18 protein-coding genes and 1 pseudogene are annotated in these 24,568 nt (G+C 74.8%); 12 read left to right on the top strand and 7 right to left on the bottom strand.

The window, feature by feature from the left end; genetic code table 11:
* Window positions 1–8 precede the first annotated feature (8 nt).
* The 3 genes from ACZ5OX_RS24805 to ACZ5OX_RS24795 all read left to right on the top strand — a co-directional run bounded on the left by ACZ5OX_RS24805 (window position 9) and on the right by ACZ5OX_RS24795 (window position 2,393).
* Complete coding sequence (locus ACZ5OX_RS24805; RefSeq protein ID WP_465633038.1) at window positions 9–803, top strand: RNA polymerase sigma factor; 795 nt, start codon at window positions 9–11, stop codon at window positions 801–803.
* On the top strand, window positions 800–1,948 hold the full coding sequence (locus tag ACZ5OX_RS24800) for a CU044_5270 family protein (RefSeq protein ID WP_465633036.1): 1,149 nt from the start codon (window positions 800–802) through the stop codon (window positions 1,946–1,948). Before ACZ5OX_RS24805 ends, ACZ5OX_RS24800 begins: the two co-directional genes overlap by 4 nt.
* A 226-nt stretch (window positions 1,949–2,174) precedes the next feature.
* Window positions 2,175–2,393: a hypothetical protein gene (locus ACZ5OX_RS24795; protein ID WP_465633034.1), complete on the top strand. Its 219-nt coding sequence runs from the start codon at window positions 2,175–2,177 to the stop codon at window positions 2,391–2,393.
* Window positions 2,394–2,772: 379 nt separating this feature from the next.
* Here the strand turns inward: ACZ5OX_RS24795 and ACZ5OX_RS24790 are convergent.
* The 3 genes and pseudogenes from ACZ5OX_RS24790 to ACZ5OX_RS24780 all read right to left on the bottom strand — a co-directional run.
* Window positions 2,773–3,060: pseudogene (locus ACZ5OX_RS24790) on the bottom strand (DUF6882 domain-containing protein); the annotation flags it as partial.
* Window positions 3,061–3,244: 184 nt separating this feature from the next.
* Window positions 3,245–6,283 carry an AAA family ATPase gene (locus tag ACZ5OX_RS24785; protein WP_465633032.1) on the bottom strand — a complete coding sequence of 1,013 codons (3,039 nt, stop codon included), beginning with the start codon at window positions 6,281–6,283 and terminating at the stop codon, window positions 3,245–3,247.
* A complete protein-coding gene (locus ACZ5OX_RS24780; protein ID WP_465633030.1) occupies window positions 6,280–7,449 on the bottom strand; it encodes an exonuclease SbcCD subunit D in 1,170 nt (389 codons plus the stop codon). Before ACZ5OX_RS24780 ends, ACZ5OX_RS24785 begins: the two co-directional genes overlap by 4 nt.
* 303 nt (window positions 7,450–7,752) lie before the next feature.
* Between ACZ5OX_RS24780 and ACZ5OX_RS24775 the strand changes: the two genes are divergently transcribed.
* From ACZ5OX_RS24775 to ACZ5OX_RS24765, 3 genes are all read left to right on the top strand, one after another.
* On the top strand, window positions 7,753–8,883 hold the full coding sequence (locus ACZ5OX_RS24775; RefSeq protein WP_465633028.1) for a hypothetical protein: 1,131 nt from the start codon (window positions 7,753–7,755) through the stop codon (window positions 8,881–8,883).
* Between the two features lie 307 nt (window positions 8,884–9,190).
* Window positions 9,191–9,847, top strand: coding sequence for a hypothetical protein (locus tag ACZ5OX_RS24770; RefSeq protein WP_465633026.1), 657 nt, complete (start codon window positions 9,191–9,193; stop codon window positions 9,845–9,847).
* 625 nt (window positions 9,848–10,472) lie between these two features.
* Window positions 10,473–11,267 carry an SGNH/GDSL hydrolase family protein gene (locus ACZ5OX_RS24765; protein WP_465633134.1) on the top strand — a complete coding sequence of 265 codons (795 nt, stop codon included), beginning with the start codon at window positions 10,473–10,475 and terminating at the stop codon, window positions 11,265–11,267.
* A gap of 90 nt (window positions 11,268–11,357) precedes the next feature.
* On the opposite strand, the gene ACZ5OX_RS24760 is transcribed toward ACZ5OX_RS24765, so the two are convergent.
* From ACZ5OX_RS24760 to ACZ5OX_RS24750, 3 genes are all read right to left on the bottom strand, one after another.
* Window positions 11,358–12,335 (bottom strand): nitroreductase/quinone reductase family protein, encoded by a 978-nt coding sequence (locus ACZ5OX_RS24760; protein ID WP_465633024.1) that lies wholly within the window; start codon window positions 12,333–12,335, stop codon window positions 11,358–11,360.
* Window positions 12,336–12,825: 490 nt separating this feature from the next.
* Window positions 12,826–13,983 (bottom strand): polysaccharide deacetylase family protein, encoded by a 1,158-nt coding sequence (locus ACZ5OX_RS24755; protein ID WP_465633132.1) that lies wholly within the window; start codon window positions 13,981–13,983, stop codon window positions 12,826–12,828.
* Window positions 13,984–14,215: 232 nt separating this feature from the next.
* On the bottom strand, window positions 14,216–16,042 hold the full coding sequence (locus ACZ5OX_RS24750; RefSeq protein WP_465633023.1) for an AMP-dependent synthetase/ligase: 1,827 nt from the start codon (window positions 16,040–16,042) through the stop codon (window positions 14,216–14,218).
* 446 nt (window positions 16,043–16,488) lie between these two features.
* On the opposite strand from ACZ5OX_RS24750, the gene ACZ5OX_RS24745 reads away from it, so the two are divergent.
* The 6 genes from ACZ5OX_RS24745 (at window position 16,489) to ACZ5OX_RS24720 (ending at window position 23,368) form a co-directional block, all read left to right on the top strand.
* On the top strand, window positions 16,489–19,590 hold the full coding sequence (locus ACZ5OX_RS24745) for a sensor histidine kinase (protein WP_465633021.1): 3,102 nt from the start codon (window positions 16,489–16,491) through the stop codon (window positions 19,588–19,590).
* Window positions 19,587–20,006: a roadblock/LC7 domain-containing protein gene (locus ACZ5OX_RS24740; RefSeq protein WP_465633019.1), complete on the top strand. Its 420-nt coding sequence runs from the start codon at window positions 19,587–19,589 to the stop codon at window positions 20,004–20,006. The genes ACZ5OX_RS24745 and ACZ5OX_RS24740 overlap by 4 nt, the downstream gene beginning before the upstream one ends.
* Before the next feature lie 8 nt (window positions 20,007–20,014).
* Complete coding sequence (locus ACZ5OX_RS24735) at window positions 20,015–20,641, top strand: DUF742 domain-containing protein (protein WP_465633017.1); 627 nt, start codon at window positions 20,015–20,017, stop codon at window positions 20,639–20,641.
* Between the two features lie 103 nt (window positions 20,642–20,744).
* Entirely contained in the window at window positions 20,745–21,296 is a 552-nt protein-coding gene (locus ACZ5OX_RS24730) for a GTP-binding protein (RefSeq protein ID WP_465633130.1), read from the top strand.
* Window positions 21,297–21,781: 485 nt separating this feature from the next.
* Window positions 21,782–21,970 carry a hypothetical protein gene (locus ACZ5OX_RS24725; protein ID WP_465633015.1) on the top strand — a complete coding sequence of 63 codons (189 nt, stop codon included), beginning with the start codon at window positions 21,782–21,784 and terminating at the stop codon, window positions 21,968–21,970.
* 477 nt (window positions 21,971–22,447) lie between these two features.
* Window positions 22,448–23,368, top strand: coding sequence for a winged helix-turn-helix domain-containing protein (locus ACZ5OX_RS24720; RefSeq protein WP_465633014.1), 921 nt, complete (start codon window positions 22,448–22,450; stop codon window positions 23,366–23,368).
* A gap of 180 nt (window positions 23,369–23,548) precedes the next feature.
* Here the strand turns inward: ACZ5OX_RS24720 and ACZ5OX_RS24715 are convergent, their stop codons facing one another.
* Window positions 23,549–24,331 (bottom strand): IclR family transcriptional regulator, encoded by a 783-nt coding sequence (locus ACZ5OX_RS24715; RefSeq protein ID WP_465633012.1) that lies wholly within the window; start codon window positions 24,329–24,331, stop codon window positions 23,549–23,551.
* Window positions 24,332–24,568 lie beyond the last annotated feature (237 nt).

Raw genomic sequence — 24,568 nt, 5'->3', positions numbered from 1 at the left:
AAGCACTCATGAGAACGCGTCTTCGCCGCGGCGACCCCGATGCCCTGGGCGAGCTGTACGACGAGCACGCCCAGGTGCTGTACCGCTACGCCCTGCGCGTGACGGGCGACTGGGCGGAGGCCGAGGACGTCGTCTCGACGACCTTCCTGGAGGCGTGGCGGGGCCGGGAGCGACTGCACCCCGCCGGTCACGGGCCACGCCCCGACAGCGACGGGCCGCACGCCGACGGTGACGGGCTGCACGCCGACGGCGACGGGCTGCGCCCCGACGGTGACGGGCTGCGCCCGTGGCTGCTGGGGATCGCGACCAACATCATGCGCCGCAACGCCCGCGCCCGCCGGCGCCGCGACATCGCGCTGGCCCGGACCCCGGAACGCGGCTCGGTCCCGGACTTCGCCGACGACCTGGTCGCGAACCTCGCCGACGTCGAACACCTGCGGGCCGCGCGTCGCGCGCTCGCCCGCCTCCGGCGCCGCGACCGGGAGGTCTTCACTCTCGTGGTGTGGGCCGGACTGGACTACGCGAGCGCGGCCGAGGCGCTCGGCACGCCGGTCGGGACCGTCCGCTCGCGGCTGTCCCGGGCCCGTGCCCGGCTGCGCGACCTCACCGAGGCCGAAGTCGCGGCGGAGGCCGGGGCCTCGGCCAGGGCTTCGGCCAGGGTCTCCGCGCGCGAGCGGCACCGGCCGGACGGCACCGGAGAGCCCACCGCGGCGGAGGGCAGGACCTCCTCCGCCGTCACCACCTTGCCCGTACCCGGCCGTGTCCCCGTGCTCCGGCCGTCGACCCAGGAGAGCCACGGATGAATGCCACCCCACGGCGCGGTACGCAGTGCCCGTCGTCCGAGGAGTCCGAGCGCCGAGAACTCGCCGAGCTGCTGCCGCCGCCGGCGGTGCCCGGCCTGGACGAGGAGCGTCAACTGCTGCTGAGATGGGAGGTGTTGCGCAGGGCCGTCGCCGATGGCGCCGAGGCTGCTCCGCCTGCCGTGTCCGCCGGGTCCGCCGCGTTTGCCGGGCGGGCGCCGTCCGGACGTCCGACCCGTCGTTCGCTCCGGTTCCGGATCGCCGTGCCGGCGCTCGCCTGCGGCCTGGCGGCCGTCGGCGTCGTGGCGCTGGACCTCGGGGGTGCGGTCGAGCCCGACCGCGCGGTCGTCGAGAGCAGTGCCGCCGGGACCTCCGAAGCGGGACGGCTCCTCGGCCGCATCGCGCTCGCCGCCGCCGAGGCGGAGCAACCAGCGGTCCGCGCCGACCAGTTCGTCTACATCGAGAGCAGGGTCGCCTTCGCCGGGCAGAGCGCCGCGGGCGGTCCCGTGACGACGGCGCCGGCGCACACCCGGCAGGTCTGGCTGTCCGCCGACGGCAGCCGCCCCGGTCTGCTGCGCGAGGACGGCGGGCCGGACAGCCCGCTCCGCGAGGACGGACCGGTCTTCGAGCTCGACCGGCCGGGCGCGACGCCCCGGCCCCACAGCGCACGCCCGGTCGGCCCGTCGATCGCCGAGCCGACCCACGCGTACGTCGCCTCCCTGCCCACCGACCCGGACGCCCTGCTGAAGCTGATCCGGGAACAGACTGGCACCGAGGGCCGGACCGGCGCGGGCCAGGACCCCGACCAGCGGGCCTTCGCCGCGATCGGCGACCTGCTGGCCGAGACCTGGGCGCCGCCGCAGGTCGGCGCCGCGCTCTACCGGGCCGCCGAGCGGATCCCCGGAGTCACCGTGGTCCCCTCGGCCGGCGACGCCGCCGGGCGCGAAGGCGTCGCCGTGGCCCGCACGGCGCACGGACAGCAGACGCAGTGGATCTTCGACCGGACCACGTACGCGTTCCTCGGCGAGCGCATGGTCCTCAGCGAGGCCGGCGACGCGGGTCCGGCCGGGACGGTGCTCGGAACCTCCGCCGTCCTCACCAGGGGCGCGGTCGACCGCGTCGGCGAACTCCCGCTGGAGGCACGGTGACCAGGCGCTCGCGCGACGACCGCTGGGGGTGACAGCCGCCCCCGGCTCCGGCACCGACCCTCGCCGCCCCGGGATGTCAGCGAACAGACTTCAGCGAACAGACGTCAGCGAACAGACGTCAGCAAACGTTTGCTGAAATCTGTTCGCTGACATTCGTCCGCCGTGGCCACGGGCCGCCGGGACCGAGCTTGTTGCGCTTGAGCGGGGAGCGGAGTAGTAAGGCGGCATGAGCGACACCCGTACGATCCAGGAAGCGGTCGTCTGCGAACTCGCACCCGAGGACGGAGCGGAGGCCGCGCTGCGGCACGACCCGGACGCGACCGGGCCCCGCGCCGACTGCGTCCTGTGCGGCGAGCCGACCGAACTGCCCGCCGACCACCCCGGCGGCACCCTCTGCCCGGTGTGCGCCTGGCAGCAGGCGCAGCGAATCGCCTGCTCGGGCTGACCTCGGGCCGCGTCGAGATCCACGGTGGAGTACTGGGCAGGAACCGGTCCCGCGTTGATGCCCGAGATGCGGCCGGCGGAGTCGAAGAGAGCACCGCGGCGCCCCCGCTGGGCAGAGGCACGGCGATCCGGTCGGCGGCTTCCTGCACCGGGATGCCGTGCAGGGCGAACCAGCCGTTGACCACAAGCCGCGGCGAGCGCGCGAAGAGCTGTGCGCCGGTGAGCAGACGGCGCGGCATGGCGACCGGGTCCAGCCGCGCGGGCCGAAGTCGCGGATCTTGCGGTACGGAGGAGACCCGGGTCTCCGGACCGGCCTCCTGGCCGATGTAGCCGGGCGCGCCGAGCACTGCCATGCCGAGGAAGGCCAGCGCCTCCGCCGCCCGGCGCGGGTCGGCGAAACGGGCCGGCTCCACGCCCTCCTGCTGCGGCTCCACGATGCCGTGACGGCGGCCGAACCCGGGGATCCGCGCGCCGGCGGCAGCCACTTCACCGCCGCGCAGCCCCGGATCGACCCAGCCCCACAGCCAGGTCTGCTCGGCCAGGTCGTAGCTGCCCAGCAGTCCCAGCCGAAGGCTTCGGCCGCCGGACTCGTAGTGGCACTGGTCCAGATCGTGGCACTGGTCCAGATCTGCCGTCCACGGCCCAGCCGGGAAGGCCTGGGTGATCATTTCCAGCTGTCGTACGCCCCAGGCCGCGTGGTACTCGGCGTCCAGGAAGGCGTCGGAGAAGGCCACGGTCATCGGGGCGGCTCGGCCCCTGTCAGGTCGACGGCCCTCAGAGGTCTCAGCCCAGGACCAGCAGGGCGAGGCACTCATGAAGGCCACGATGTTCGGCTGGAGTACTACCGGAGTACTAAGCGTCCTCCCGTCCGGCCAGTGCCAGGGTCGAGCCGTGCCGCCCCTTGCGGACCAGCAGCTGGGCGGGGATGCGGCTGCGCAGGTCGGCGACGTGGCTGACGATGCCGACCGCGCGGTCGCGCTCGCGCAGGCCGTCCAGGACGTCCATGACCTCCTCCAGGGCGTGCTCGTCGAGGGTGCCGAAGCCCTCGTCGATGAAGAGGGTGTCCAGCGGCATCCCGCCCGCCTCGTCGGTGACCACGTCGGCCAGGCCCAGGGCGAGGGAGAGCGAGGCGAAGAAGCTCTCGCCACCGGAGAGGGTCGCGGTGTCCCGCTCGGTGCCCGTCCAGGCGTCGACCACCCGCAGGGCCAGGCCCGAGCGCTTGGTGCCGGTGCCCCGGTCGTCGCTGTGCACCAGGGTGTAGCGCCCGCCGGACATCCGGACCAGCCGGTCGCTGGCCGCCGCCGCGACCTGCTCCAGCCGGGCCGCCAGGACGTACGACTCCAGGCGCATCCGCAGCCGGTTCTCGGCCGAGGTGCCGGCCGCGAGCGCGGCGAGCCGGTTGATCCGCCCGTACCGGTCCAGCGCCGGGGCCAGTTCGGCAGCGAGCCCGTCCAGTTGCCGACCGATCGCGGCCAGCGCCGCGCAGCGCTCACGGGCCGCCGCGTGGGCGGCGTGCGCCCGGCCGAGCCGGTCGGTGGCCGCGCCGAGCGCGGCCGCGACGCCGGTCAGGTCCACTGGCGGACGGGCCGCGGCCTCGGCCAGTTCCGGCAGCGCCAGCTCTCGGCGGACGGCGGCGGTCTCCGCGCGGTGCCGTTCCAGCCGCTCCTCCAACCGCTCGCGCTCCTCGCGCGGCAGCAGCACCGCCAGCGCTGCCGCGGCGTCCGGGAAGCCCGCCGCGGCGGCGGCCTTGCCCAGCTCGTCCTCGGCCTCGCCGAGCCTGGCCTCCGCCTCCGCGTGCGCCCTGGCGGCGGTGGCCGTGGCGGCGACCGCCTCGGTGAGCCCGGACAGGGCCGCGGCCCTGTCCGCGACCGAGGCCGCCTCGCCCCGGGCGGCCGCCACCCGGGCCGTCAGCGCCCGCTGCTCGGTGCCGAGCGCCAGCAGGCGGTCGGAGAGGACGGCGGCGCGCTCCTTGGCCTCGTGCAGTTCGTCGACCCGGCGGGCGCGGTCCTGCGACAGCCGGACGATGTCCTGCTCGACCCGGCCGAGCGCCTCCGCCGCCTGCCGTGCCTCGCGGTGCTCGCGCTCCAGCCCGGCGAGGGCCTGCGCGAGCGCCTCCGCGCCGTCCGGCCCGGCCGCGCCGGCGGCAGTGGCCTCGCGTACCCGCAGCGCGGTGAGCGCCTGGTCGGCCTCCGTCCAGGCCCGCTCGGCGGCGGCCTGTGCCCGGCGCGCCCGCTCCTCATCCTCGGCGCCGACCCGGCCGCCGGGCGTGGCCTCGGCGGGCGCCGGGTGCTCGGGCGAGCCGCAGACCCGGCAGGCCTCGCCCGTGCGCAGCTGCTCGGCCAGCTCGGCGGCCATACCGCTCAGCCGGCGGTCCCGCAGGTCCAGGCTGTGCTCGCGGGCGTCCAGCGCGGCGGTGCGCAGCGCGACCACCCGGGGCTCGGCCGCGGCGATCTCGGCGCGCAGGCCGTCGCGTTCCCTGGCCGCTCCAAGGCGGACCGTCAACTCGGCTCGCTGCCCGTCAAGTTGCTCGACCCTTGAGCTCGCTGACCGGGCCTCGGTGTGCTGCTGTTCCAAGCGGCCCAGCTCGTCCTCGAACTCGGACAGCCAGTCCTCGGCCTCCTCTGCCCGTTCCTCGGCGGCGCGCCGGTCCTCCGTCAGGGAGCGCTGTTCGTGGGCGAGTTCGGCGCAGCGTTGCTCCTCCACCCGGGCCGCCTCCAGCCGGACCACCTCGGCCCGCAGCCGCAGTTCGGCCTCGGCGAGCCCGGCGGCGTCCGCCCCGGCGAGCTCCCGGCCCTCGCCACCGGAGCCGGCCAGCGCCTCGCGGTGCCGGCGCTCCGCCAGCCGGGCGCGTCCGAGCGCCTCGGCCGCGCTCTCCCGCAGCCGCAGCGCCGACTCCACCCCGACGGCCTCCTGAGCGGCGGCCAGTCGCCGCCGGTCCGCGGCCGCGGCGGCCTCGAAGCCGGCCAGCCGCTCGGCCCGGTCCAGCGCCTCCCGGTGCCGGCGCTGGCGACCGGCCAGCTCCTCCGCGGCGCCGCGGTGCTCCTGGGCGGCGCGCTGAGCGGCGCCGGCGCCCGCGAGGGCGGCCTCGGCGACGGCGAACTGCTCGGCCGCGCCGCTGCGCAGGACCGCCGCCCAGCCGAGCACCCCGGCGGCCAGACCGGCGTCGTCCTCCTCGGCCGGCACCCAGCCGGCGGCGGGCTCGGCGCCCGGACCGGCCGCCTGCTCGGCCTTGCTGGCGAGGTCCCGCAGCCGCCGCCGGCCGGCCTGGACGACGGCCTCCTGACCGCGACGTTGCTCGGCCAGCCAGGCCTCCACGTGCTGGAACCGCTCGGTGTCGAACAGCCGCCGCAGCAGCTTGCCGCGCTCCTCCGAGTCGGCCTTGAGGAAACGGGCGAAGTCGCCCTGCGGCAGCAGCACCACCTGGCAGAACTGCTCCCGGTTCATGCCGATCAGCCGGTGGATCTCCTCCCCGGCCTCCTGGTGCGACTTGCTGAGCCCCCGCCAGCCGGGCGCGCCGTCGCCCGTGTCGGCGACCCACTCGCGCAGCAGCGTCTGCGCCCGCTCGACGGTGGTGCCGGTGCCGACCTTCTTCGGCCGACGCTGCTCCGGCAGCCGGGTGATCTGCAGCCGCCGGCCGCCGAGGGTCAGCTCCAGCTCCACCGAGGTCAGCCGCTTCGGATCGGCGTGGTCGCTGCGCAGCCGGTTGGCCCGGCGTGCGCCCGGCGTCTCGCCGTACAGGGCGAAGCAGACCGCGTCCAGCACGCTGGTCTTGCCGGCGCCCGTCGCGCCGCGCAGCAGGAACAGCCCGCCGGTGGCGAGCGCGTCGAAGTCCACCGTCTCGCTGCCCGCGAACGGGCCGAAGGCGGTGACGGTGAGCCGGTGCAGCCTCATCGGGGCAGGTCCGCCTTCCGGTCGGTGGTCTCCCGGACGCGCTCGAAGCCCTCGCGCAGCCAGCCGAGCTCGTCCGGCGCCGGCTCGGCACCGGGGCGGACGTGCCGCAGGAAGCCCTCCGCGACCTCGAGGTCCCCGCGGCCGCTGACTCGCGCCGCGTACGACAGGGAGGGCTCGGCGTCGCCGCGCTCGGGGTCGAACAGCAGCTGGAGGGTGTGCGGGAAGCGGCGGCGCAACCGCTCCATCGGCTCGCTCGGCCGGGCCGCGTCGGTGAGCGTGGCCTGCACCCAGGACTGCTCGTGCTCGGCGTACCGCTCGTCGGTGAGCAGCTCGTCGAGGGTGCCGCGCAAGGTCGCCAGTCGGCGCGGCTCGGGGCAGGGGACGCGCTCGGCCGTCACCGAGCCGTCGGCGGCGAGGTCGACCAGCCACATGGTCTTGCGCTGGTTGGCCTCGGAGAAGGAATAGGCGAGCGGGGAGCCGCTGTAGCGCAGGTGCGGGGCGAGCGTCTGGCAGCCGTGCAGGTGGCCGAGCGCGGCGTAGTGCACCCCGTCGAAGACCGAGGCGGGCACGGAGGCGACGCCGCCGACCGCGATGTCCCGCTCGCTGTCGCTCGGCGCGCCGCCGGTGACGAAGGCGTGCGCCAACACCACCGCCCGGGTGCCGGCCGGGCGTGCCGCGAGGTCCGCCCTGACCCGCTCCATCGCCGCCCCGAGCACCGCGGCGTGCCCGCCCTTCGCGAGCCCGAACCGCTCGCGCACCAGCGTCGGCTCCAGGTACGGCAGCCCGTACACCGCGACCGGGCCGTGCTCGTCCGCCAGCAGGACGGGCTCGGCGCACCCGTCCGGGTCGGTCCGCAGGTGGATGCCGGCCCGCCCGATCAGCCCCGCCCCGACCCCGAGACGGCGGGCCGAGTCGTGGTTGCCGCTGATGAAGACCGTCGGCACCCCGAGATCCGCGAGCCGGTGCAGTACGTCGTCGAACATCGCGACCGCTTCCAGCCCGGGCAGCGCCCGGTCGTACACGTCCCCCGCGACCAGCACGGCGTCCACGCCCTCGGACCGGACCACTGCCACCAGGTGGTCCAGGAAGGCGCGCTGGGCGTCGTGCAGGCTCTCCCGGTGGAACGAACGCCCGAGATGCCAGTCGGAGGTATGCAGCAGTCGCATGGTCCCCGACCTTAACCCGCACCACTGACAATCCCGGCCGGCCCTGTGGAACCACGGACCCCGGCGGCCTCTGGGGGAACGGCAGTCGGTGGGCGGCGGCATCTGTCAGCCGCGTGCTGTTCGGATGCCCCGGCGGTGCGGTCCCCGGCGCTCCGCGGCGGCGGCCAAGGGCCCGCGCTGAGCTTGTTCGATTACCTGGGGTGAGTTGTCAGTGGCTCTGTGTATGTTCCTCGATGTCGGCCACTCCCAGCCGGGGTGGTCGGCACTGTCCGGTGTCGGGCGAGTGAACGAGAAGGAGGAGCCATGGCTGCTGTGCGGGAGTCGGTGTGCGAGGTGCTGGGCGGTGCCGCGGCGGGGCGGCCGTCGCTGCGGCGCCGGCGGGTGCTGGTGCTGTCCGGGCGGAGGCCCGGTGTCGGCGGGGCCTCGGCCGGTGGGCCCGGCGGGGCGGTGCCACCCGGAGACGGCCGGCCGCCGGGGGCGCGGGCCGGCGGGCGTGGTGCGCGGGCGGCCGGGCGCGGCGGGCGGGCCCGGGGTGCGCCGCCGCCCCAGCCGGTGGCGGTGGCCCTGGCCGTCGACGCGGGGGACTTCGCCGGGCTGGCGCGGTACGGGCTGTTCGGCGGGCTCGGGCACGCGGCCTACCTGCGGCAGGCGGAGGAGCAGCTGACGGCCCTGCACCGGCAGGGGCTGGAGGTGCATCTTCGGGTCCTGGAGGCGGGCGACTTCGAGGACTACTGCGAGGCGCTCGGCCTCGATCCCCGGATGCCCGCCGCCCGGGTCGCCTACGCGGGTGATCCGGAGCTGGCCGGTGAGCCGTTCGTCTACGCGGGGGAGCGGCTGGCCGAGCTGCTCCCGGTGCTGCTGGACGACCACCGGGCGCGGGTGCGGATGTCCGTGGCCTGCGCGGCCCTGCTGGACGCCATCGGCGACGACCCGTCCGGGCAGCTCCGGATGGCGGCCGTGATGCGGTACGTGACCTCGGTCTACCTGGCGCTGGCCGAGGGCGCGGGGGAGGGCTGCCACCTGCTGACGCTGCGCTGCCACGGCCCTGAGGACGGCGAGGAGCTCACCTCCGCGGTGGACGTCTGTGTGGAGGAGGGCCGGCTGTACCCCGCCGGGCGGGACGCCGAGGCGTTCTGCGTCACGCTCGCGGCGGGTGTCGCTCTGGGCGGGGAGGGGGCGCTGCTGCTGCACGGCGATCCGTCGGCGGGCGTCCGGGTGGACGGCGAGGAGTCGGGCGCCCGGCTCCGGCCGCCGGTCCGCGGCTGGGCGCTGACCGGTGGCCGCCTGCGGGCGATGACGGCGCACGAGGTGTTCGACGAGCTGGCCGACGACGCCGCGCGCGGGCTGCCCTTCCCGCCCGGGGTGGATCCGCTGCCCGGGTTCCCGCTGCCCGTCTTCCGGGGCGCCGGGGAAGGGGGTGGGCCGCTGGGCTGACGAGGGCGTTCATCGCCTCCGCGTTCACCGCGTTCACGGCTTCCGCATCCGCCATGCGGCGCTGGGGACTGTTCATCGACCGCGTGTTCGGGGAAGATTCGGAGAAGATCAACAGCAGGAGCGAGCGGTGCCCCACGCCGCCGCTCCGGCCGCTCCGCTCCGTACCGTGCCCTGCAGGTCCTCCCCGTGCACCGCCGGTCCGGCGAAGCCCGACAGCGAGAGGGGGACGGATGAGCGAGCGGAGTGCGCTCGGTGCCAGGGGGTGGGCGCGGGCCGGTGCCCCCGCCGAGCGCCGCGGGGCGAGTGCATGAGCCCGATCGAGTACAGCGCGGAGGTCGCCGAGCTGCTCGGGAAGGTGCGGCGGCGCCCCACGGCGGGCTGGCCGTGGCGGCCGGGCGAGCAGGTGCCGGAGGGGCTGCCGGTCAAGCAGTCCTGGGGGTGGCTGTTCGCCCCCGACGGGCGGGTGCTGACACTGGTGAACCCCAGGGACGGGATCTGCTCGCTGCCCGGCGGCTCGCTGGAGCCGGAGGACGGTGGGGATCCGGCGGCCGCCCTGGCCCGGGAGGCGGCCGAGGAGGCACAGGCCCTGATCAGCCGGCCGTACTACCTCGGCTACCTCTACGACCGGGTCGGCTCGGCGAACGGCGGGCACGAGTGCGCGCGGGTCCGGATGGCGGCGGTGCTGCGGGCGGTCGGCCCGAGCACGGCCGATCCGGCCTCGGGCCGGCACTACCGGCGGCTGCTGGTCGCACCGGGCCTCGCCGTCGAACTGCTCGGCTGGGGCGGGCCCGGGCTGCGCCAGGCCCGGACGGCGGTGGCCACCGCCGTCCGCTGGCTCGGCGTGCCCGGGGCGGCGAACGAGGCGATCGAGGAGCTGCCGGTCGAGGGCTGCACCCTCGCCCCGGGCACCGTGTACCCCGGGGCCGTGCACCACGGCGGTGGCCACTCCGGCGTGCAGGGCTGACCGCGCGCGGCGCCGTACTCCTGGACGACGTCCCGGTAGTGCTGTCCCGACACCACTGCCCCGACACCACTGTTTCGGCACCACTGTCCCGGCACCGCTGTTTCGACAGCGGTGTCCCGACGGCAGCGTCTCGGCACCACCGTTCCGGCAGCAGCATCTCGGCATGACGCCGCCGCGCGCCGCCCTGAGGCGTTGTTCGCTGCCCTGACGCCCCGCCAGGGCCGATGTCAACATCCGTCGCACGGCTCGGAGCGGCCCCAACGGTGAATTCCAGCCGTGCCGTTGATGTCCCTTTTCGCCCACCTCTCGGCGCGCCTCGGGAGTTCGATCAGCCCCCCCGGGGCTCGCTGACACCTGCTCCGAATCTGACTCGGCGATGTCCGGGCGGCGGCCCCCGGCTTATCGTGCAAGAAATTTCCGCAAGTTGCCGGTCTACGCGCGCAGCGCTACGCGCGTCACCGCGTACCCCTGTTGACCTGCGCGAAGTCACGGATTGTCAGGGGCAGTTCATCTCCGAGCAATCAGACGTCCCGTCAATATCCCTGGCATGACCGCTTCCAGGTTCGGCTACCGCCTGGTATCACTTCTGTGACCCTCACCACGCCACCCCACTGGAGCTGTGATGATCCGCCGTGCCCGTGCTCTGTCCATCGCCGCCATAGCCGCAGGCCTCACCATGACGACGCTGTTCGCCGCGTCCTCCGCGAACGCCGCCGGCGCCAACTACGTGGCCCTCGGCGACTCGTACTCCTCCGGTGTCGGCGCCGGCAGCTACACGGCCGAGAGCGGTAGCTGCAAGCGCAGCACCAATGCGTACGCGTACCTCTGGAAGAACGCGCACGCGCCGTCCTCCTTCAAGTTCGTTGCCTGTTCGGGCGCCAAGACCGGCGACATCCTGAACAACCAGATCTCCGCCCTGGACGCCAGCACCACGCTGGTCAGCATCTCGGTCGGCGGCAACGACGCCGGCTTCGCCGACACCATGCAGACCTGTGTCCTCGGCTCGGACAGCGACTGCATCAGCGCCATCAACACGGCCAAGAGCTACGCCACCAACACCCTGCCCGCCCAGCTGGACAACGTGTACTCGGCGATCAAGGCCAAGTCCCCGAAGGCCCACGTCGTGGTGATGGGCTACCCGCACATCTACAAGATCGGCGGCAGCTGCATCTTCGGCATCAGCGACACCAAGCGTGCCGCGATCAACGGCGCCGCCGACACCCTCGACGGTGTCCTCGCCAAGCGGGCCGCCAACGCCGGCTTCGCCTTCGGCGACGTCCGCAGCATCTTCACCGAGCACGAGATCTGCGGCTCGCAGACCACCTGGCTGAACAGCACCACCCTGCCGGTCGACGAGAGCTACCACCCGAAGGCGTCCGGCCACTCCGGTGGCTACCTGCCGGTCTTCTCGGCGCTGTAAGGATCGCCGCGACGGACCGCCCCGGCGCGGGCCCGTACCGGAGCCGCCGTCCCCTCCCACGACTCGGGAGGGGGCGGCGGCAACGCCGTTTCAGCTGCCGGAAGGCGCCGGGTCGGACGCCGGGTCGGGCGCCGGGTCGGGCGCCGGGCCGGACACGGGGCCGGGCGCCGGTCCGCGTGTCGCGGACCCGGGCGGCGGGAAGGGGATGCCGGAGAGGACCGGCAGCAGTTCCGCCTCCTCGAAGTCGAGGTGGGCCTCCAACTCGGCGGACATCCGGTCCAGTTCCGTCCGGAGCCGCTCCGGCTCGGTGACCGCGATCCCGGCCAGCAGGGCCACCAGTTCCTCCTTGATCCGGCCGATGGCCCGGTGCTGTTCGCCGAGCCGCACCAGGACGTCGGCCAGCTCCGGATGGCTGCGCGCGAGCGCGGGGAAGACGGCTGTGTCCTCGCCGGTGTGGTGGTGCGTCAGCCCGTCGCAGAAGGCCAGGCAGTGCTGGCGCAGCTGCAGCCCGAGCGTGGCCGGTCGGCCCGGGACGTGGGCGTGCGCCTCCTCCCGTACGTGGCGCAGCTGCGCGCGCAGCCAGGTGTGCGTCTCCACCAGCTTGTCGGCGAGGCTGCGCACGGCCGGGGCGGTGGCCGGGGTCGGTCCGTCGGCGGGCGGTTCGGGGCACTCCAGGACGACGACCGGCAACTCCCGTTCGGTGTGCGCCTGGTAGTCCCCGTAGCCCGGGGCCTTCCGGACGACGGCGGCGAACAGCCGCTCCCGGCGGTCGCCTTCGGCGGGTACGGCGACGGTGTCGAAGGCCTCGGTGCCGACTTCGACCCGGACGACCGGGTGGGCGAGGAGGTTGCGGTACCACTGGGGGTGTTCCGGAGCACCGCCGGCCGAGGCGACGACCAGGAGCTGCCCCTGCGCCCGGACGTATCCGAGCGGCACGGTGTGCGGCCGCCCGGAGCGGGCTCCGGTGGTGGTCAGCAACAACAGGTCGCCGCCCTCGAACGGGCCGCCGACCCTCCCGCCGTTGGCGCGGAACTCCTCGATGACGTTCAGATTGAAGGACATGGGCATGCGTGTGTGATGGATCTCCAGAGAGGAAAGGGGGGTTGCGGCCACACGCGGTGTCGGTGCGCTGCCCGAACCGGTGACACGGCCGGTCCCCCGCACCCGGCGCGTCCGTCACGGGACATCGGACACAGGGCACAGGACACAGGGCACAGGACACCGGGCGCGGGGCACGGGGCTCGGAGCGCAGGGCTCAGAACACGGAACACACGTCGCGGAACACCGGATGCGGTTCGCGCCCGCGGGTACAGCGGTACCGCGGTGACCGCCTGGCGTCAGATCAGGGAAGCGGAGAGAGTGCTCATCGCGCATCGACCCTTCGGGAAAGGTGCCCGCTCGGCTGTCGGCCGGCCCACTGCTCTTTGGCCGACGCCGCGCTGCACGCCCCCATTAGAGTCAGCCAGCGGACGCGCTGTCAACGTGCGAGGTCGCCCCGAGAGAAGTCGAACCCGCCGTGCCGCCGCCTCCGCGGGGGGCGGCGGCACGGCGGTGCCCGTCAGCGCAGGTAGTCGACCAGGCCGGCCGGCTTGAGTCCGGCGGCGTCGGCGGCGGCGACGGCGCGCTGGAGGTCGGCGGCGAGGGTGTCGGTCCAGTGCATCAGGACGACGTCGCCCGGCTGCAGCAGGCCAGGGTGCCAGATGTTGGAGGCGCCCCAGCTGAAGTCCGCGTTGGCGGTGAGCACGGTGCGGATGCCGCAGTTGGCGGCGGCCTGGAGGGTGTCGGCGTTCCAGGCGAAGAACGGCGGGCGGAAGAACGTCGGCGCGGTGCCGAAGAGGCGGGTCATGGCGTCCCGGGCGTCGCAGATCTCGACCTGCTGCTGTTCCAGCGGGAGCTTGCTGAGGTCGGCGTGGGAGACGCTGTGGTCCTGGACCGAGGAGCCGGGCACGGCGGTGACCCGCCGGAAGAAGGCCGGGTCGGCGGCGGCCGGCATCGGCAGCGGGAAGGCGGTGATCGGCAGCCGGTGGTCGGCGATGAACCGCTCCGCCTCGGGGGTGCGCTGCCAGCCGTCGTCCACGGTGAAGAAGACGACCTTGTCGTCGGTGGGGACGGAGCCCGCGGCGACGGCCGGGGCGGGCGCGGGGCCGTCCACCCGGACGTCGTCCACCGAGAACGGGCCCTGCTGGTACCAGCCGTGCACGTACAGTCGGACGCTGTGCGCGTTCGGGCCGGTGGTGAACCGGGTGCTCAGCCGCTGCCAGCCGCCGCCGGTGGTCTCCGTCCAGGCGGGCGCGACGTCCTTGCCGGTGCCGGTGGCGCCCAGGTGGACGAAGTCGCCGCGCACCCACGCGGAGGCGGTGTAGGTGGTGCCGGGCCGGACCGCGACGGTCTGCGCGCACTCGCCGGTGGAGTCGGCGTTCGCCGGGGTGACGGTCAGCGCCGAGGCACCGGTGTGCGGGGCGGTGGCGGTGACGGCCGCCTCGGCCGGTCCGCCGGTACAGGTCCAGCCGGGGATGCTGCCCCAGTCGGCGAGGTCGGGGGAGGGCGCCTCGAATCCGGGGTTGGTGGCGAGGTTGACGGTCTGTGCGGCCTGAGTGGCTTGAGTGGCTTGAGTGGCCTGAGTGGTCTGCGCGGTTTGTGTGGCCTGCGTGCTCGGCGCGGCGAGGCCGGTGAGCAGCGCGACCGAGGCGGCCAGCGCGGACAGGCGCATGGACATCGACACGTGGGGACTCCAGCAGGTGGGGGCACGCCCGTGGGGAGGGCGTGAGCGGAATCGGACCGTGGAACTCGGGAACGTGTCGCAACAATGGACTAGACCAATAGGGTCGTCAAGGGAACGGTGGATGAACCCGGCGGTCGTCGATAGGCCACCGCGCCCGCGATACAGGGGACAAGACGGTACGTCAGGGGCCGCGCGGAAACGTCGGGTTCGGGCGGGGCAGGCCGGTTCAGGACAGGTACAGCTCCTCGATGTCCGCCGCGTAGTACTCGGCGATCGCCGCCCGCCGCAGCTTGAGCGAAGGGGTCAGCAGCCCCTGCTCCTCGCTGAACTCCCGTGGCAGCAGCCGGAACGCGCGGATCGACTCGGCCCGTGAGACCGCCGTGTTCGCGGCCGCCACCGCACGCTGGACCTCCACGTGCAGGTCCTCGTCCGCGAGCACCGCCCAGGGGTCCCGCTGCTCCCGCCCGCGCGTCTTCAGCCAGTGCGCCAGCGCCGACGGGTCGAGCGTGATCAGCGCCGCCACGTACGGCCGGTCGTCGCCCACCACCAGGCACTGGGAGACCAGCGGGTGCGCCTCGACCCGCTCCTCCAGGGCCGCCGGGGCCAGGTTCTTGCCACTGCTCGTGACGATGAGGTCCTTCTTGCGGCCGGTGATGCTGAGATAGCCGTCCTCGTCCAGCCGGCCCAGGTCGCCGGTCGCGAACCAGCCGTCGACCAGGGACTCGGCCGTGCAGCGCGGATGGTTGAGGTAGCCGCCGAAGACCGAGCCGCCGCGCACCCACACCTCGCCGTCGTCGGCGATCGCCACCGAGGCGCCCGGCACCGGCTGCCCGACCGTGCCGAGCTTCTGCCGGCCGACCGGGTTGGCGGTGATCGCGGCGGTGGTCTCGGTCAGCCCGTAGCCCTCGTACAACTGGAGGCCGGCGCCGGTGAAGAACAGACCCAGTTCGCGCCGGAGCGTGGAGCCCCCGCACATCACGCTGCGCACCCGGCCGCCGAACACCGCCCGCAGTTTCGGGTAGACCGTCCGCTCGTACGCGAGGTGACGCAGCCGAAGGGCCGCGCCCGGGCCGGGGCCGCGGCCGAACGCCTTCTGCTCCCGGGCGGAGGCCCAGTCGACGGCCACCTGCCGCGCCTGTTCGAAGAGTTCGCCGCGTCCGGCATCCTCGGCGGCCCGCCGGGCCTGCCGGAAGATCTTCTCGAAGACGTACGGGACGGCGTGCAGGAAGGTCGGGCGGAAGGTCTCCAGCGCGGGCAGCAACGCGTCGGTGGAGACCTCGGGGACGTGCCCGATCCGGAAGCCGCCGCGGATCGCCGCGATCTGCACGGCCCGTCCGTAGACGTGCGCGAGCGGCAGGAACAGCAGGGTGGCGGGACGGCCGCCGCCGGTGTCGCGCAGGACGTCCCCCCAGCCGGCGAGCAGGGCGTCGGCCTCGGCGGCCAGGTTGGCGTGGGTGATCAGGCAGCCCTTGGGGCGGCCGGTGGTGCCCGAGGTGTAGACGACCGTGGCGACGTTCTCGGCGGCGACGCCCAGGCGCTGGCGGTGCACCAGGGCGTCGGGCACGCCGCGGCCGTCCTCGGTGATCGCGGCGACGCAGTCGCGGTCCAGCTGCCAGATTCCGGTGAGGTCGGGCAGCGCGTCACAGACCGCGCCGACCGTCATCGCGGCGTCCTCGTCCTCGACCAGACAGGCCACCGCCTGGGTCTCGGCGAGGATCCAGCGCACCTGCTCGGCGGCGGCGGTGGGGTAGACGGGGACGGTGATCGCGCCGATCGACCAGAGTGCGTAGTCGAACAGTGTCCACTCGTAGCGGGTGCGGGACATCAGGGCGACCCGATCGCCGTAGCGCACGCCATGGGTGAGCAGGCCCTTGGCCAGGGCGAGCACCTGGGCCCGGAACTCCCGGGCGGTGACGTCCCGCCACTGGCCGTCCTCGGCCTGCCGGGACAGCTGGACCAGGTCGGGGGTGCGTTCGGCGGTGTCGTAGAGGGAGTCGGCGAGTCCTCCGGTGGCCTCGGACGCGGCCGGGGCGGGAGTGGTGAACTCGCGCACGGTCCTCCCCAGTTCGGTGCCGGTGGTACGGGGTGGGCCGAAACTATCGGATCGTCCCGGCACTGCCCAGGGTTGTGACGGTGACGCGACGAGATCGGCACGGGTCGCCTCGGGTGGTGCCGCCCACGGGGAGGAGCGGGGGAGGAACCGAGGAGGACGCGGGGGAGGAACCGGGGACGGTGCGGGGGAGGAGCCGGGGAGGAGCGGGGGAGGAACCGGGGAGGACACGGGGCCCGCTGTCAACCCCGCCGTCCGGGCACCGGCGGGCGTCACCGCCTCTCGAAGGAGTGGTGACGGCGTAGTAGAGTCTCGCAGACCTGTGGCCGGGAACCCTCCTCCGACCTTTCCCTCAGCACCTCCACGCCGCCCCACGCCGCTGTCCGGCCCGGCCCCACGCCACCCCACCGCTCCCCGTCCGCGCCTGGCCATCCCCGACCGAGGACTCCATGCGTCTGCGCAGCAGCTCGATCCGCGCGAAGATCATCGCGCTGCTCCTGGTGCCCATCATCGCGCTCGCCGCCCTGTGGGCGTACGCGACGATCGCCACCACCGGGGACGTCTGGAGCCAGCTCGGCATCAGCCGTACGTACAAGGAGTTCGCGGGCCCGGTCGACCAGTACACCGGCGACCTGCAGAACGAGCGCCGCGCCGCCGTCCAGCGGCTGGCGGACCCGCGCTCGCCGGTCGCCAGGGAGGCCTACGAACAGGCCAAGGCCGCCACCGACCGCAGCCTGGAGGTGTTGCGGCAGAAGAAGGACGGCTCCGCGGGCAAGCTCTCCGCCCCCCAGCGCGGCCGCTTCGTGCAGATCATCGCGGCCGCAGACCAGCTCGGACCGCTGCGCGCCCAGGTCGGCCGCTCCGCGCTGAACTGGGAGTTCGCGCTGGGCCAGTACAGCGACCTGGTCAAGCCGGTGTTCGGCTTCCGCTCCGCCTACGTCGCCCGGCAGAGCGGCCAGCTCCCCCGCCAGGGCACCATCCTGATCGAGCTGGTGCGCGCCCGCGAGTACCTGTCGCAGGAGGACGCGGCGATGGAGGGCCTGCGCACCGGCGTCGCCAGGCCCACCGCCGAGCAGTACCAGGCCGCGCTGGACGCCCTGCACAACCAGCAGGCGCTGTTCACCGTCTACGTCGCCGAGCTGGACCCCGCCGACCAGTCCGACTACATCGCGCTGCGCGGCGGCGAGGCCTGGGGCGCGCTCGCCCGCGCCGAGGCGGACTTCGTCGGCGCCGGCGGCCCCGACCGGGTGGTGCAGGCGCTCAACAGCGACTCCTGGCGGGAGACCGCCGACCGGGCGCTCGGCGACCTCGCCTCGATCAACAGCCGGATCTCCGCCGGGCTGGACGAGCGCGCGCGGTCCACCTCGATCGGACTGCTGTGGCGCGGCGGCATCGCCGGCGCCATCGGCTTGGTCGCCGTGGTGCTGTCGATCATGATCTCGTTCCGGATCGGCCGGGGCCTGGCCCGGCAGCTGATCGGCCTGCGCAACGCGGCCGACGAGCTGGCCGGCACCCGACTGCCGTCCGTCATGCTGCGGCTGCGCCGCGGCGAGCCGGTGGACGTGGCGACCGAGGCCCCCGAGCTGCACTTCGGGGACTCCGAGATCGGCCAGGTCGGCCAGGCCTTCAACGCGGTGCAGCGGGCCGCCGTCGAGGCCGCCGTCGAACAGGCCGAACTGCGGCGCGGGGTCTCGGCGGTGTTCGTCAACCTGGCCCGGCGCAGCCAGGTGCTGCTGCACCGCCAGCTCACCCTGCTCGACACCATGGAGCGTCGCACCGAGGACCCGGCGGAGCTGGAGGACCTCTTCAAGGTCGACCACCTCACCACCCGCATGCGCCGGCACGCCGAGGGCCTGATCATCCTGGCCGGCGGTTCGCCCGGGCGCGCCTGGCGCAAGCCGGTCCGGATGGTGGACGTGGTCCGGGCGGCGGTCGGCGAGGTCGAGGACTACGCCCGGGTGATCGTCCGGCCGTTCCCCGGCACCGGCCTGCTCGGCAGCGCCGTCGCGGACGTCACCCACCTGGTCGCCGAACTCGTCGAGAACGCCGCGGTGTTCTCCCCGCCGAGCACCCAGGTCACCGTCCAGGGCGAGGTGGTGGCGCACGGCTTCGCGCTGGAGATCGACGACCGCGGCCTCGGACTGAGCGAGCAGCTGCTCGCCGAGATCAACGAACGCCTCGCCGTGGAACAGGAGTTCGACCTCGCCGACACCGACCGTCTGGGCCTGTTCGTGGTCAGCCGGCTGGCCCGCCGGCACGGCATCCGGGTGCACCTGCGGCCGTCCCCGTACGGCGGGACGACGGCGGTGGTGCTGATACCGCGCGAGCTGCTCGCGGAGGCTCCGGACGGGATGCCGGAGCCGGGCGCGGCCGGGAAGCGGTCCGCGGCGGGCGGCCGGCGCGGGCAACGGGACCTGGTCGCGGTGCCGGGGTCGGGGGGAGCCACCCCGTCGGCGGCCACGCTCGGGTCCGGCCGTGCCGGGGCCGGTGCGGGTACCGGAGGTCGCGCGGGAGCCGGCGCCGACGGCGGCGCGGGTGGCCTGGCCGGCAAGCATCGCGGCACGACGGGCGGGCCGAGGCCCTCCGCGCCCGACGTGGGCCGTACGCCGGGCGGGCTGCCGCGCCGGGCCTCCCGGAGCAGGGGTGGGCCGGTGCTGGTCCCCGCTCCCGCGGCGGACACCGAGGACGCGCCGGGGACGGGTCGTCACCGGCGGGAGGACGCCGTGGTGGCCGCGGCCGAGGCGGCCGTCGCGGCTGCAGGTGCGGTTGCCGGTCCGGCTGGGGCTGGTCCGGCCGGCGCCGGTCCGGCGGTGGCGGACGGCGACGACGCCACCGGCGCCGTCGGGCGGGCCGACGCCGTTCCCGCTTCTGCTTCCGCTTCCGTTCCCGTTCCCGTTCCCGCTCCCGTCGCGGACGCCGCGCCGCTCCGGACGGCGGGCGGCCTGCCCCGGCGAGTCCGGCAGGCGAACCTGGCGCCGCAGCTCAGGGACCAGCTCACGGAACAGCTGAAGGAACGGTTCCGCAACGGGGCCGAAACCGACGGCGGGGAGACCCGCGAGGTCAGGGAGCGCTCGCCCGAGGAGGCCCGGGCCACCTTCGCCTCGTTCCAGCGCGGCTTCACCAAGGGGAGGGGCGCCACGGCTCCGACGGACCGCACGGGTGCGTCCACCGGCGCGTCCACGGGCCGCACCGGTGCGCCGGCGGACCGCCCCGGTGCTCCGTTGACGGATCGTCCCGGCACGCCCGACGATCGTCCCGGACGGACGGAGGGACGGTCCACCGCCGTACCGGTCTGGCAGCCGCCGGACCGGTCCCGGCGGGCGATCGGCCCGGCGCCCGCCCCGGCGGCGCTGCCCGCGCCGCAGGACACCGGCCGGGCGCCGCTCGCGCGTCGGGTGCCGCCCGGGCAGCCGGTCCGCCGGAGCCCGGACACCGGTGCGCCCGCACCACCTGCCGTACCCGCACCACCTGTCGTACCTGCTCCACCCGCATCACCTGCACCACCCGCTCCACACGCACCACCCGCTCCAGCGGAAGGAACTGATTCATGACCACGTCGATGCAGTCGTCCGGGGACCTCAACTGGCTCCTGGACGACCTGGTGGGGCGCGTCGCGGCCCTGCGGCACGCGGTGATCCTCTCCAACGACGGCCTGGCCACCGGTGCCTCCCGCGACCTCGGCCGCGAGGACGCCGAGCACCTGGCCGCCGTCGCCGCCGGGTTCCACAGCCTGGCGAAGGGCGCCGGGGGGCACTTCAAGGTCGGTGGCGTCCGGCAGACCATGGTCGAGCTGGACGAGGCCTTCCTCTTCATCACGGCCGCCGGCGACGGCAGCTGCCTGGCCGTGCTGAGCGAGGCCGAGGCGGACATCGGCCAGATCGCGTACGAGATGGCGCTGCTGGTCAAGCGGGTCGGCGAGCACATGGCCGCCGAACCGCGCACCGAAACCGTCCCGCCGGTGAGATGAGCGGTCCGATGGCGGATCCGAAGACGGATGTGCCGGACGGCCCCGAGACGTCGGACGGCCCCCAGGTGCCGGTGGGCACGGCCGGGCCGTCCGGCGTCGGCGGTTCTGCCGGTGCCGACGGTCCGGGCGGTGCGGGCAGCGCGGGCGGCTCGGGCGGTCCGGGGGATCCGGGCGGTCCGGAGGCCGTGGCGGGGGACGGCCAGGCGGACCCGGACGGGCCCGACGTCGACCTGTTCCGGCCGCGCACCCCGGTCGACGACCGCTGGTTCGACGACGAGGCCGGCCCGGTGGTGCGGCTCTACTCGATGACCCGCGGCCGCACCCGGCCGGTCGAGGAGGGGCTGTTCGACCTGATCTCACTGGTCACCGCCGTCGATCCCGGGCCGGTCGCGGGGGCCGTGCCCGCGCACGTCCTCGACCCGGAGCACCAGACGCTGCTCACCCTGTGCCGCCGCGAGCCGCTCTCCGTCGCCGAGCTCGGCTCCTACACCGACCTGCCGGTCAGTGTGGTGCGGGTACTGCTCGGCGACCTCTACGACGCCGAACTGATCAGCGTCACCCGACCCGTTCCGCTCGCCGAGCTGCCGGACGAGCGCCTGCTGCGAGACGTGATCAATGGACTCCGTGCGCTCTGACCCCCACCCCCACCCGGTCGCCACCGGGCCGTACCGGGACGACACCGCGCCCCACCCGGCGAACGTCAACGACCCGCGCTGGCGCGGAGGTCCGGCCGTCGCGGTGAAGATCCTCGTCGCGGGCGGCTTCGGCGCCGGCAAGACCACCCTGGTCGGCTCGGTCAGCGAGATCCGGCCGCTGCGCACCGAGGAGGAGCTCAGCGAGCTGGGCCGCCCGGTGGACGACACCTCGGGGGTGGAGGCGAAGCGCACCACCACCGTGGCGATGGACTTCGGCCGGATCGACCTTCGGCCGGGGCTCGCGCTCTACCTGTTCGGCACGCCCGGGCAGGACCGGTTCTGGTTCGTCTGGGACGAGTTGGCCCGCGGCGCGCTCGGCGCCCTGGTGCTCGCGGACACCCGGCGGCTGGCCGACTGCTTTCCGTCGGTGGACTTCTTCGAGCAGCGCGGCATCCCGTTCCTGGTCGCGGTGAACTGCTTCGAGGGCACTGAACGGTTCGCGCCGGACGAGGTCCGCGAGGCGCTCGACCTCGACCGGGACATTCCGGTGCTGCTCTGCGACGCGCGCGTGCGGCAGGACGGCAAGGATCTCCTCGTCGCGCTGGTCGAGCACGTCGCGTCCCTCAGACGCCGCCGCGCCGCGGTCGGCGCCTGAGGGGGCTCGGCTCCGGTCCGGATCCTGACCCGCCCCGCCCCGCCCGGCCCGGTCCGGCTCGGCTCCGGTCCGGATCCTGACCTGCCCGGCCCGGCGCGGCTCCGGTATGGCCGGCTCCGCTCGGCTCGGCTCGGCTCCGGCTCGGCGTGATTCGGTACCGATCCGACCAAGGCCGTGAGCCGGCCGTTGTTCCGCCTTAAGACGGCTCGGCAGGTGGACGCGCCGACCTGCGTGTTCCGCAAGCCGTCTCATTCGACCGTCCACATTCCGGACGATCACTGTGCGGAAGGTTGCCTAGACCGCCCCGGCCGTGGAAGGCTCTGTGGTCGAAGGCCGCCCGGCCGTGCCGTCGGGAGCGCCGGAAACGCCACGTTCACACGGGCGTTGCGACCGGCGGAAGGCCTTCGACGAACCGGCGAGGCATCGTCGGCGGGCACCGGCAGCGGTGCGCCGCCGGGTGGAGAACGAAGGGGGAGGGCAGCAGGATGACCGTCGGCCGACGACGCATCATCACCGCCGCGCCCGGCTCCCCGGCGTCCGGCGCCCTCATGCCCGGCTTCCTCATGACCGGTGCCTCCATGTCCGGCGCCGCCGTGCCCGGTCCCGCCGATCCGGCGCTCACCGTCCGCCGCTACATCGACCACGCGCTGATCTGCAGCGCGTGTTGTCGCTGACCGGCCTGACCTTCCCGGTACGTCCCCGGCGCTGACGGCCCACCGCCCGACGCACCGCCGAAACCCGTCGACCAGGCCGTAGCGGACCGCCCGTCCGGCGTGCCCGCGGCCGACCAACCGGACCCGCCCAGCGGAGAGAGCACCAGTGAACATCGTCTGCCCCAGCACCGCCCCCGGCCTCGTCGGCCGTACCCGAACGACCGGGTCGGCCCCCGCGATGCGCGCGGGTGGACGGACCGGGCGGTGGAACCGGTGCGGGAGCCGTGCCGCGGACAGCCGACGGGGTCGCCCCGACCTCGAGCCGTTCTGGCCGTCCCGGCAGCCGCACCTGTTCGATCAGACGTGTCCCGGCTCGCCCAGCGCGTCCCGGCCCGCCGCCCGCTGACCCGGTTCGACCCGGTCCAGCCCAGGCAGTACGCCCGGTCGACGCGCAGACGACTCCACCCCGTCCGTCACGCGCGAAATGAGCGGCACACCATGTCTTCTTCCTCCACGGCCACCCTGCCCCTGCCCACCGCGACCCCGCACCTGCGCGCGGTCCGCTCCGTCCCTCCGGTCTCCTCCGTTCCCGTCACCGTGCCGGTCGGTCCCGGCGTGCCCGGGGCCGCCGGGCCGTCCGTCCCCTCGGCGCCGGTGTCCGACCGCTGGCCCGGGGCGGCGGCCCGTGCGCCCCACGCAGGGCCGACCCATGCCGGTCCGGCCCACGTCGGGCTGACCCACGCCGGTCCGGTTCGTCCGGCGGCCGTCCCGGCCCCCGCCGTCGCCCAGCCGGGCGCGGTGGCCCCGCAGGTGCCCCAGGCGCTGCTCGCCGCGCTGCCGGAGGGGGCGGCCGTCGTCGCCACCCTGCCGCAGGGCGTGCTGCCGCAGGGACTGCTGGCGCAGTACGGCACGCAGACCGGCGGCGCGAACGGCGGCCCGCTGGTCGGGTACCTGGTGCTGGTGCCGGCCGAGAGCCTGGCGGCGGGGACCGCGGGCCAGGGGACGGCCGGCCTGTCGGGCGGTCCTGCCGCTGCCGGGATCGCCGCCTCCGGGGGCCACGCCGTCCCCGGGGCCCACGCGGGTTCCGCCGCCCACACGGCCTCGGGGGTCCGTCCGGTCCGCCCGGCGGGACGCGGCATCGCCGTCGACACCGAGCGGCGCAACGCCTACGTCGACGGGCGGCTGCTCGACCTCACGTACCTGGAGTTCGAGCTGCTGGCCCACCTCACCGAGCACCCGCAGCGGGTGCACACCCGGGACCACCTGGTCTCGGCGGTCTGGGGCTACGGCCACGTCGGGGACGGGCGGACGGTCGACGTGCACGTCGCCCGGCTGCGCCGCAAGCTCGGACCGGCCTACCGGGACACCATCGTGACGGTCCGCCGGGTCGGCTACAAGTACACCCCGGCTGCGGTCTGACGGCGGGCCGTCACCGTTCGGTCCGGCAGCGGACCGCTCGTCCCGGGTGTGGACGGGCGGTCCGCTGCTTCGTCGTGCTCCGGTTCGTCGCGCTTCGGTTCGTCGTGTTCCGGCTCGTCGAGTTTCGGCTCGTGGTTTTCCGGGCCGTGGTGTTCCGGGCCGTCGTGTTCCGCCGGACCGTCAGGGGCGCTGGTCCGGCGGCAGGAGGAGGACGGCGAGGGCGTCGGCGCAGCTGCGGGCGTGGCCGAGGAACCAGTCCAGCCGGTCGTCGGTGAGGTGCGCGGGCGTCGAGCGGACCGCCAGGGCGAACCTCGCCTGCCCGGCGCCGTCCAGGACCGGTACGGCCACGGTCCGCACCCCGGCCGCCGACTCGCCGTCGTTGAGCGCGTGACCGGCCGTCCGCACCTTCGCCAACTCCTCGCTCAGGGCAGCGGGTTCGGTGATGGTGCGGTCGGTGAAGGAGGGCAGCGGGCCGAGTGTCGACGGTGCCGTCTCACCCGGGCGCGGCCAGGCCAGCAGGACCTTGCCGAGCGCCGTGGAGTGCAGCGGGCGGCGCAGGCCCAGTCCGGTGTCCGGGCGGACCGAGCCGCCGACCAGGATCACCGCGTGGGCACCGCTGCGGATGGCCAGGTCGGCCGTCGCCTTGGTGCGCCTGGACAGCAGCTCCAGCTCGGGTCCGGCGAGGTGCAGCCCGCGCTGGTGGAAGGTGAGCTGGCCGAGCTCGGCGACGGCCGGACCGAGCCGGTAGCGGACGGTCTGCTCGTCCTGCTCCAGGAACCCGGCGCTGACCAGCGTGCGGGCCAGCCGGTGCGCGGTGGAGACCGACAGGCCCATCCGGCGGGCCAGGTCCGAGGCACTCAGGTCGGGGCCGTTGTCGTGGAAGCAGTGCAGCAGTCCGAGCGCGCGCTGGACGGCCTGCGCACCGGCCGGCGGACTCTGGACGGCGGTGGCGGCCTCGGCCATGGCACCTCGCGTTTCGATAGGAACTCCGGACGGGCGGCCGGAGGCGGGGTCTCAGCGTAGGGCAGCCAGTGCTGCGGGAATGTGTCGATGACGTTGCAATGGAATGGCGTTGATGAACAACTGATCCCACCATGTGGCAAAAGCTTGCTTCCGGTTCGCCCGCCGTGGAACGCTCCTCGTGTCGCGCCGGACGGCCACTCGGCCCGGGCGGCGCCCGCCCCGACTCCACGGAAGGAG

Source organism: Kitasatospora sp. NPDC032121, assembly GCF_055580145.1.
The sequence above is the reverse complement of the archived record's forward strand: the minus strand, read 5'-3'. Positions and strand labels throughout refer to the sequence as shown.

Bases quoted from the DNA above. Each gene is read 5' to 3' on its own strand.
- ACZ5OX_RS24760 (WP_465633024.1), bottom strand. From the start codon at position 12,335: ATGCCCATGTCCTTCAATCTGAACGTCATCGAGGAGTTCCGCGCCAAC.
- ACZ5OX_RS24780 (WP_465633030.1), bottom strand. From the start codon at position 7,449: ATGCGACTGCTGCATACCTCCGACTGGCATCTCGGGCGTTCGTTCCAC.
- ACZ5OX_RS24770 (WP_465633026.1), top strand. From the start codon at position 9,191: ATGAGCCCGATCGAGTACAGCGCGGAGGTCGCCGAGCTGCTCGGGAAG.
- ACZ5OX_RS24740 (WP_465633019.1), top strand. From the start codon at position 19,587: ATGACCACGTCGATGCAGTCGTCCGGGGACCTCAACTGGCTCCTGGAC.
- ACZ5OX_RS24795 (WP_465633034.1), top strand. From the start codon at position 2,175: ATGAGCGACACCCGTACGATCCAGGAAGCGGTCGTCTGCGAACTCGCA.
- ACZ5OX_RS24745 (WP_465633021.1), top strand. From the start codon at position 16,489: ATGCGTCTGCGCAGCAGCTCGATCCGCGCGAAGATCATCGCGCTGCTC.
- ACZ5OX_RS24720 (WP_465633014.1), top strand. From the start codon at position 22,448: ATGTCTTCTTCCTCCACGGCCACCCTGCCCCTGCCCACCGCGACCCCG.
- ACZ5OX_RS24775 (WP_465633028.1), top strand. From the start codon at position 7,753: ATGGCTGCTGTGCGGGAGTCGGTGTGCGAGGTGCTGGGCGGTGCCGCG.
- ACZ5OX_RS24755 (WP_465633132.1), bottom strand. From the start codon at position 13,983: ATGTCCATGCGCCTGTCCGCGCTGGCCGCCTCGGTCGCGCTGCTCACC.
- ACZ5OX_RS24725 (WP_465633015.1), top strand. From the start codon at position 21,782: ATGACCGTCGGCCGACGACGCATCATCACCGCCGCGCCCGGCTCCCCG.
- ACZ5OX_RS24735 (WP_465633017.1), top strand. From the start codon at position 20,015: ATGGCGGATCCGAAGACGGATGTGCCGGACGGCCCCGAGACGTCGGAC.
- ACZ5OX_RS24785 (WP_465633032.1), bottom strand. From the start codon at position 6,283: ATGAGGCTGCACCGGCTCACCGTCACCGCCTTCGGCCCGTTCGCGGGC.
- ACZ5OX_RS24800 (WP_465633036.1), top strand. From the start codon at position 800: ATGAATGCCACCCCACGGCGCGGTACGCAGTGCCCGTCGTCCGAGGAG.
- ACZ5OX_RS24715 (WP_465633012.1), bottom strand. From the start codon at position 24,331: ATGGCCGAGGCCGCCACCGCCGTCCAGAGTCCGCCGGCCGGTGCGCAG.
- ACZ5OX_RS24805 (WP_465633038.1), top strand. From the start codon at position 9: ATGAGAACGCGTCTTCGCCGCGGCGACCCCGATGCCCTGGGCGAGCTG.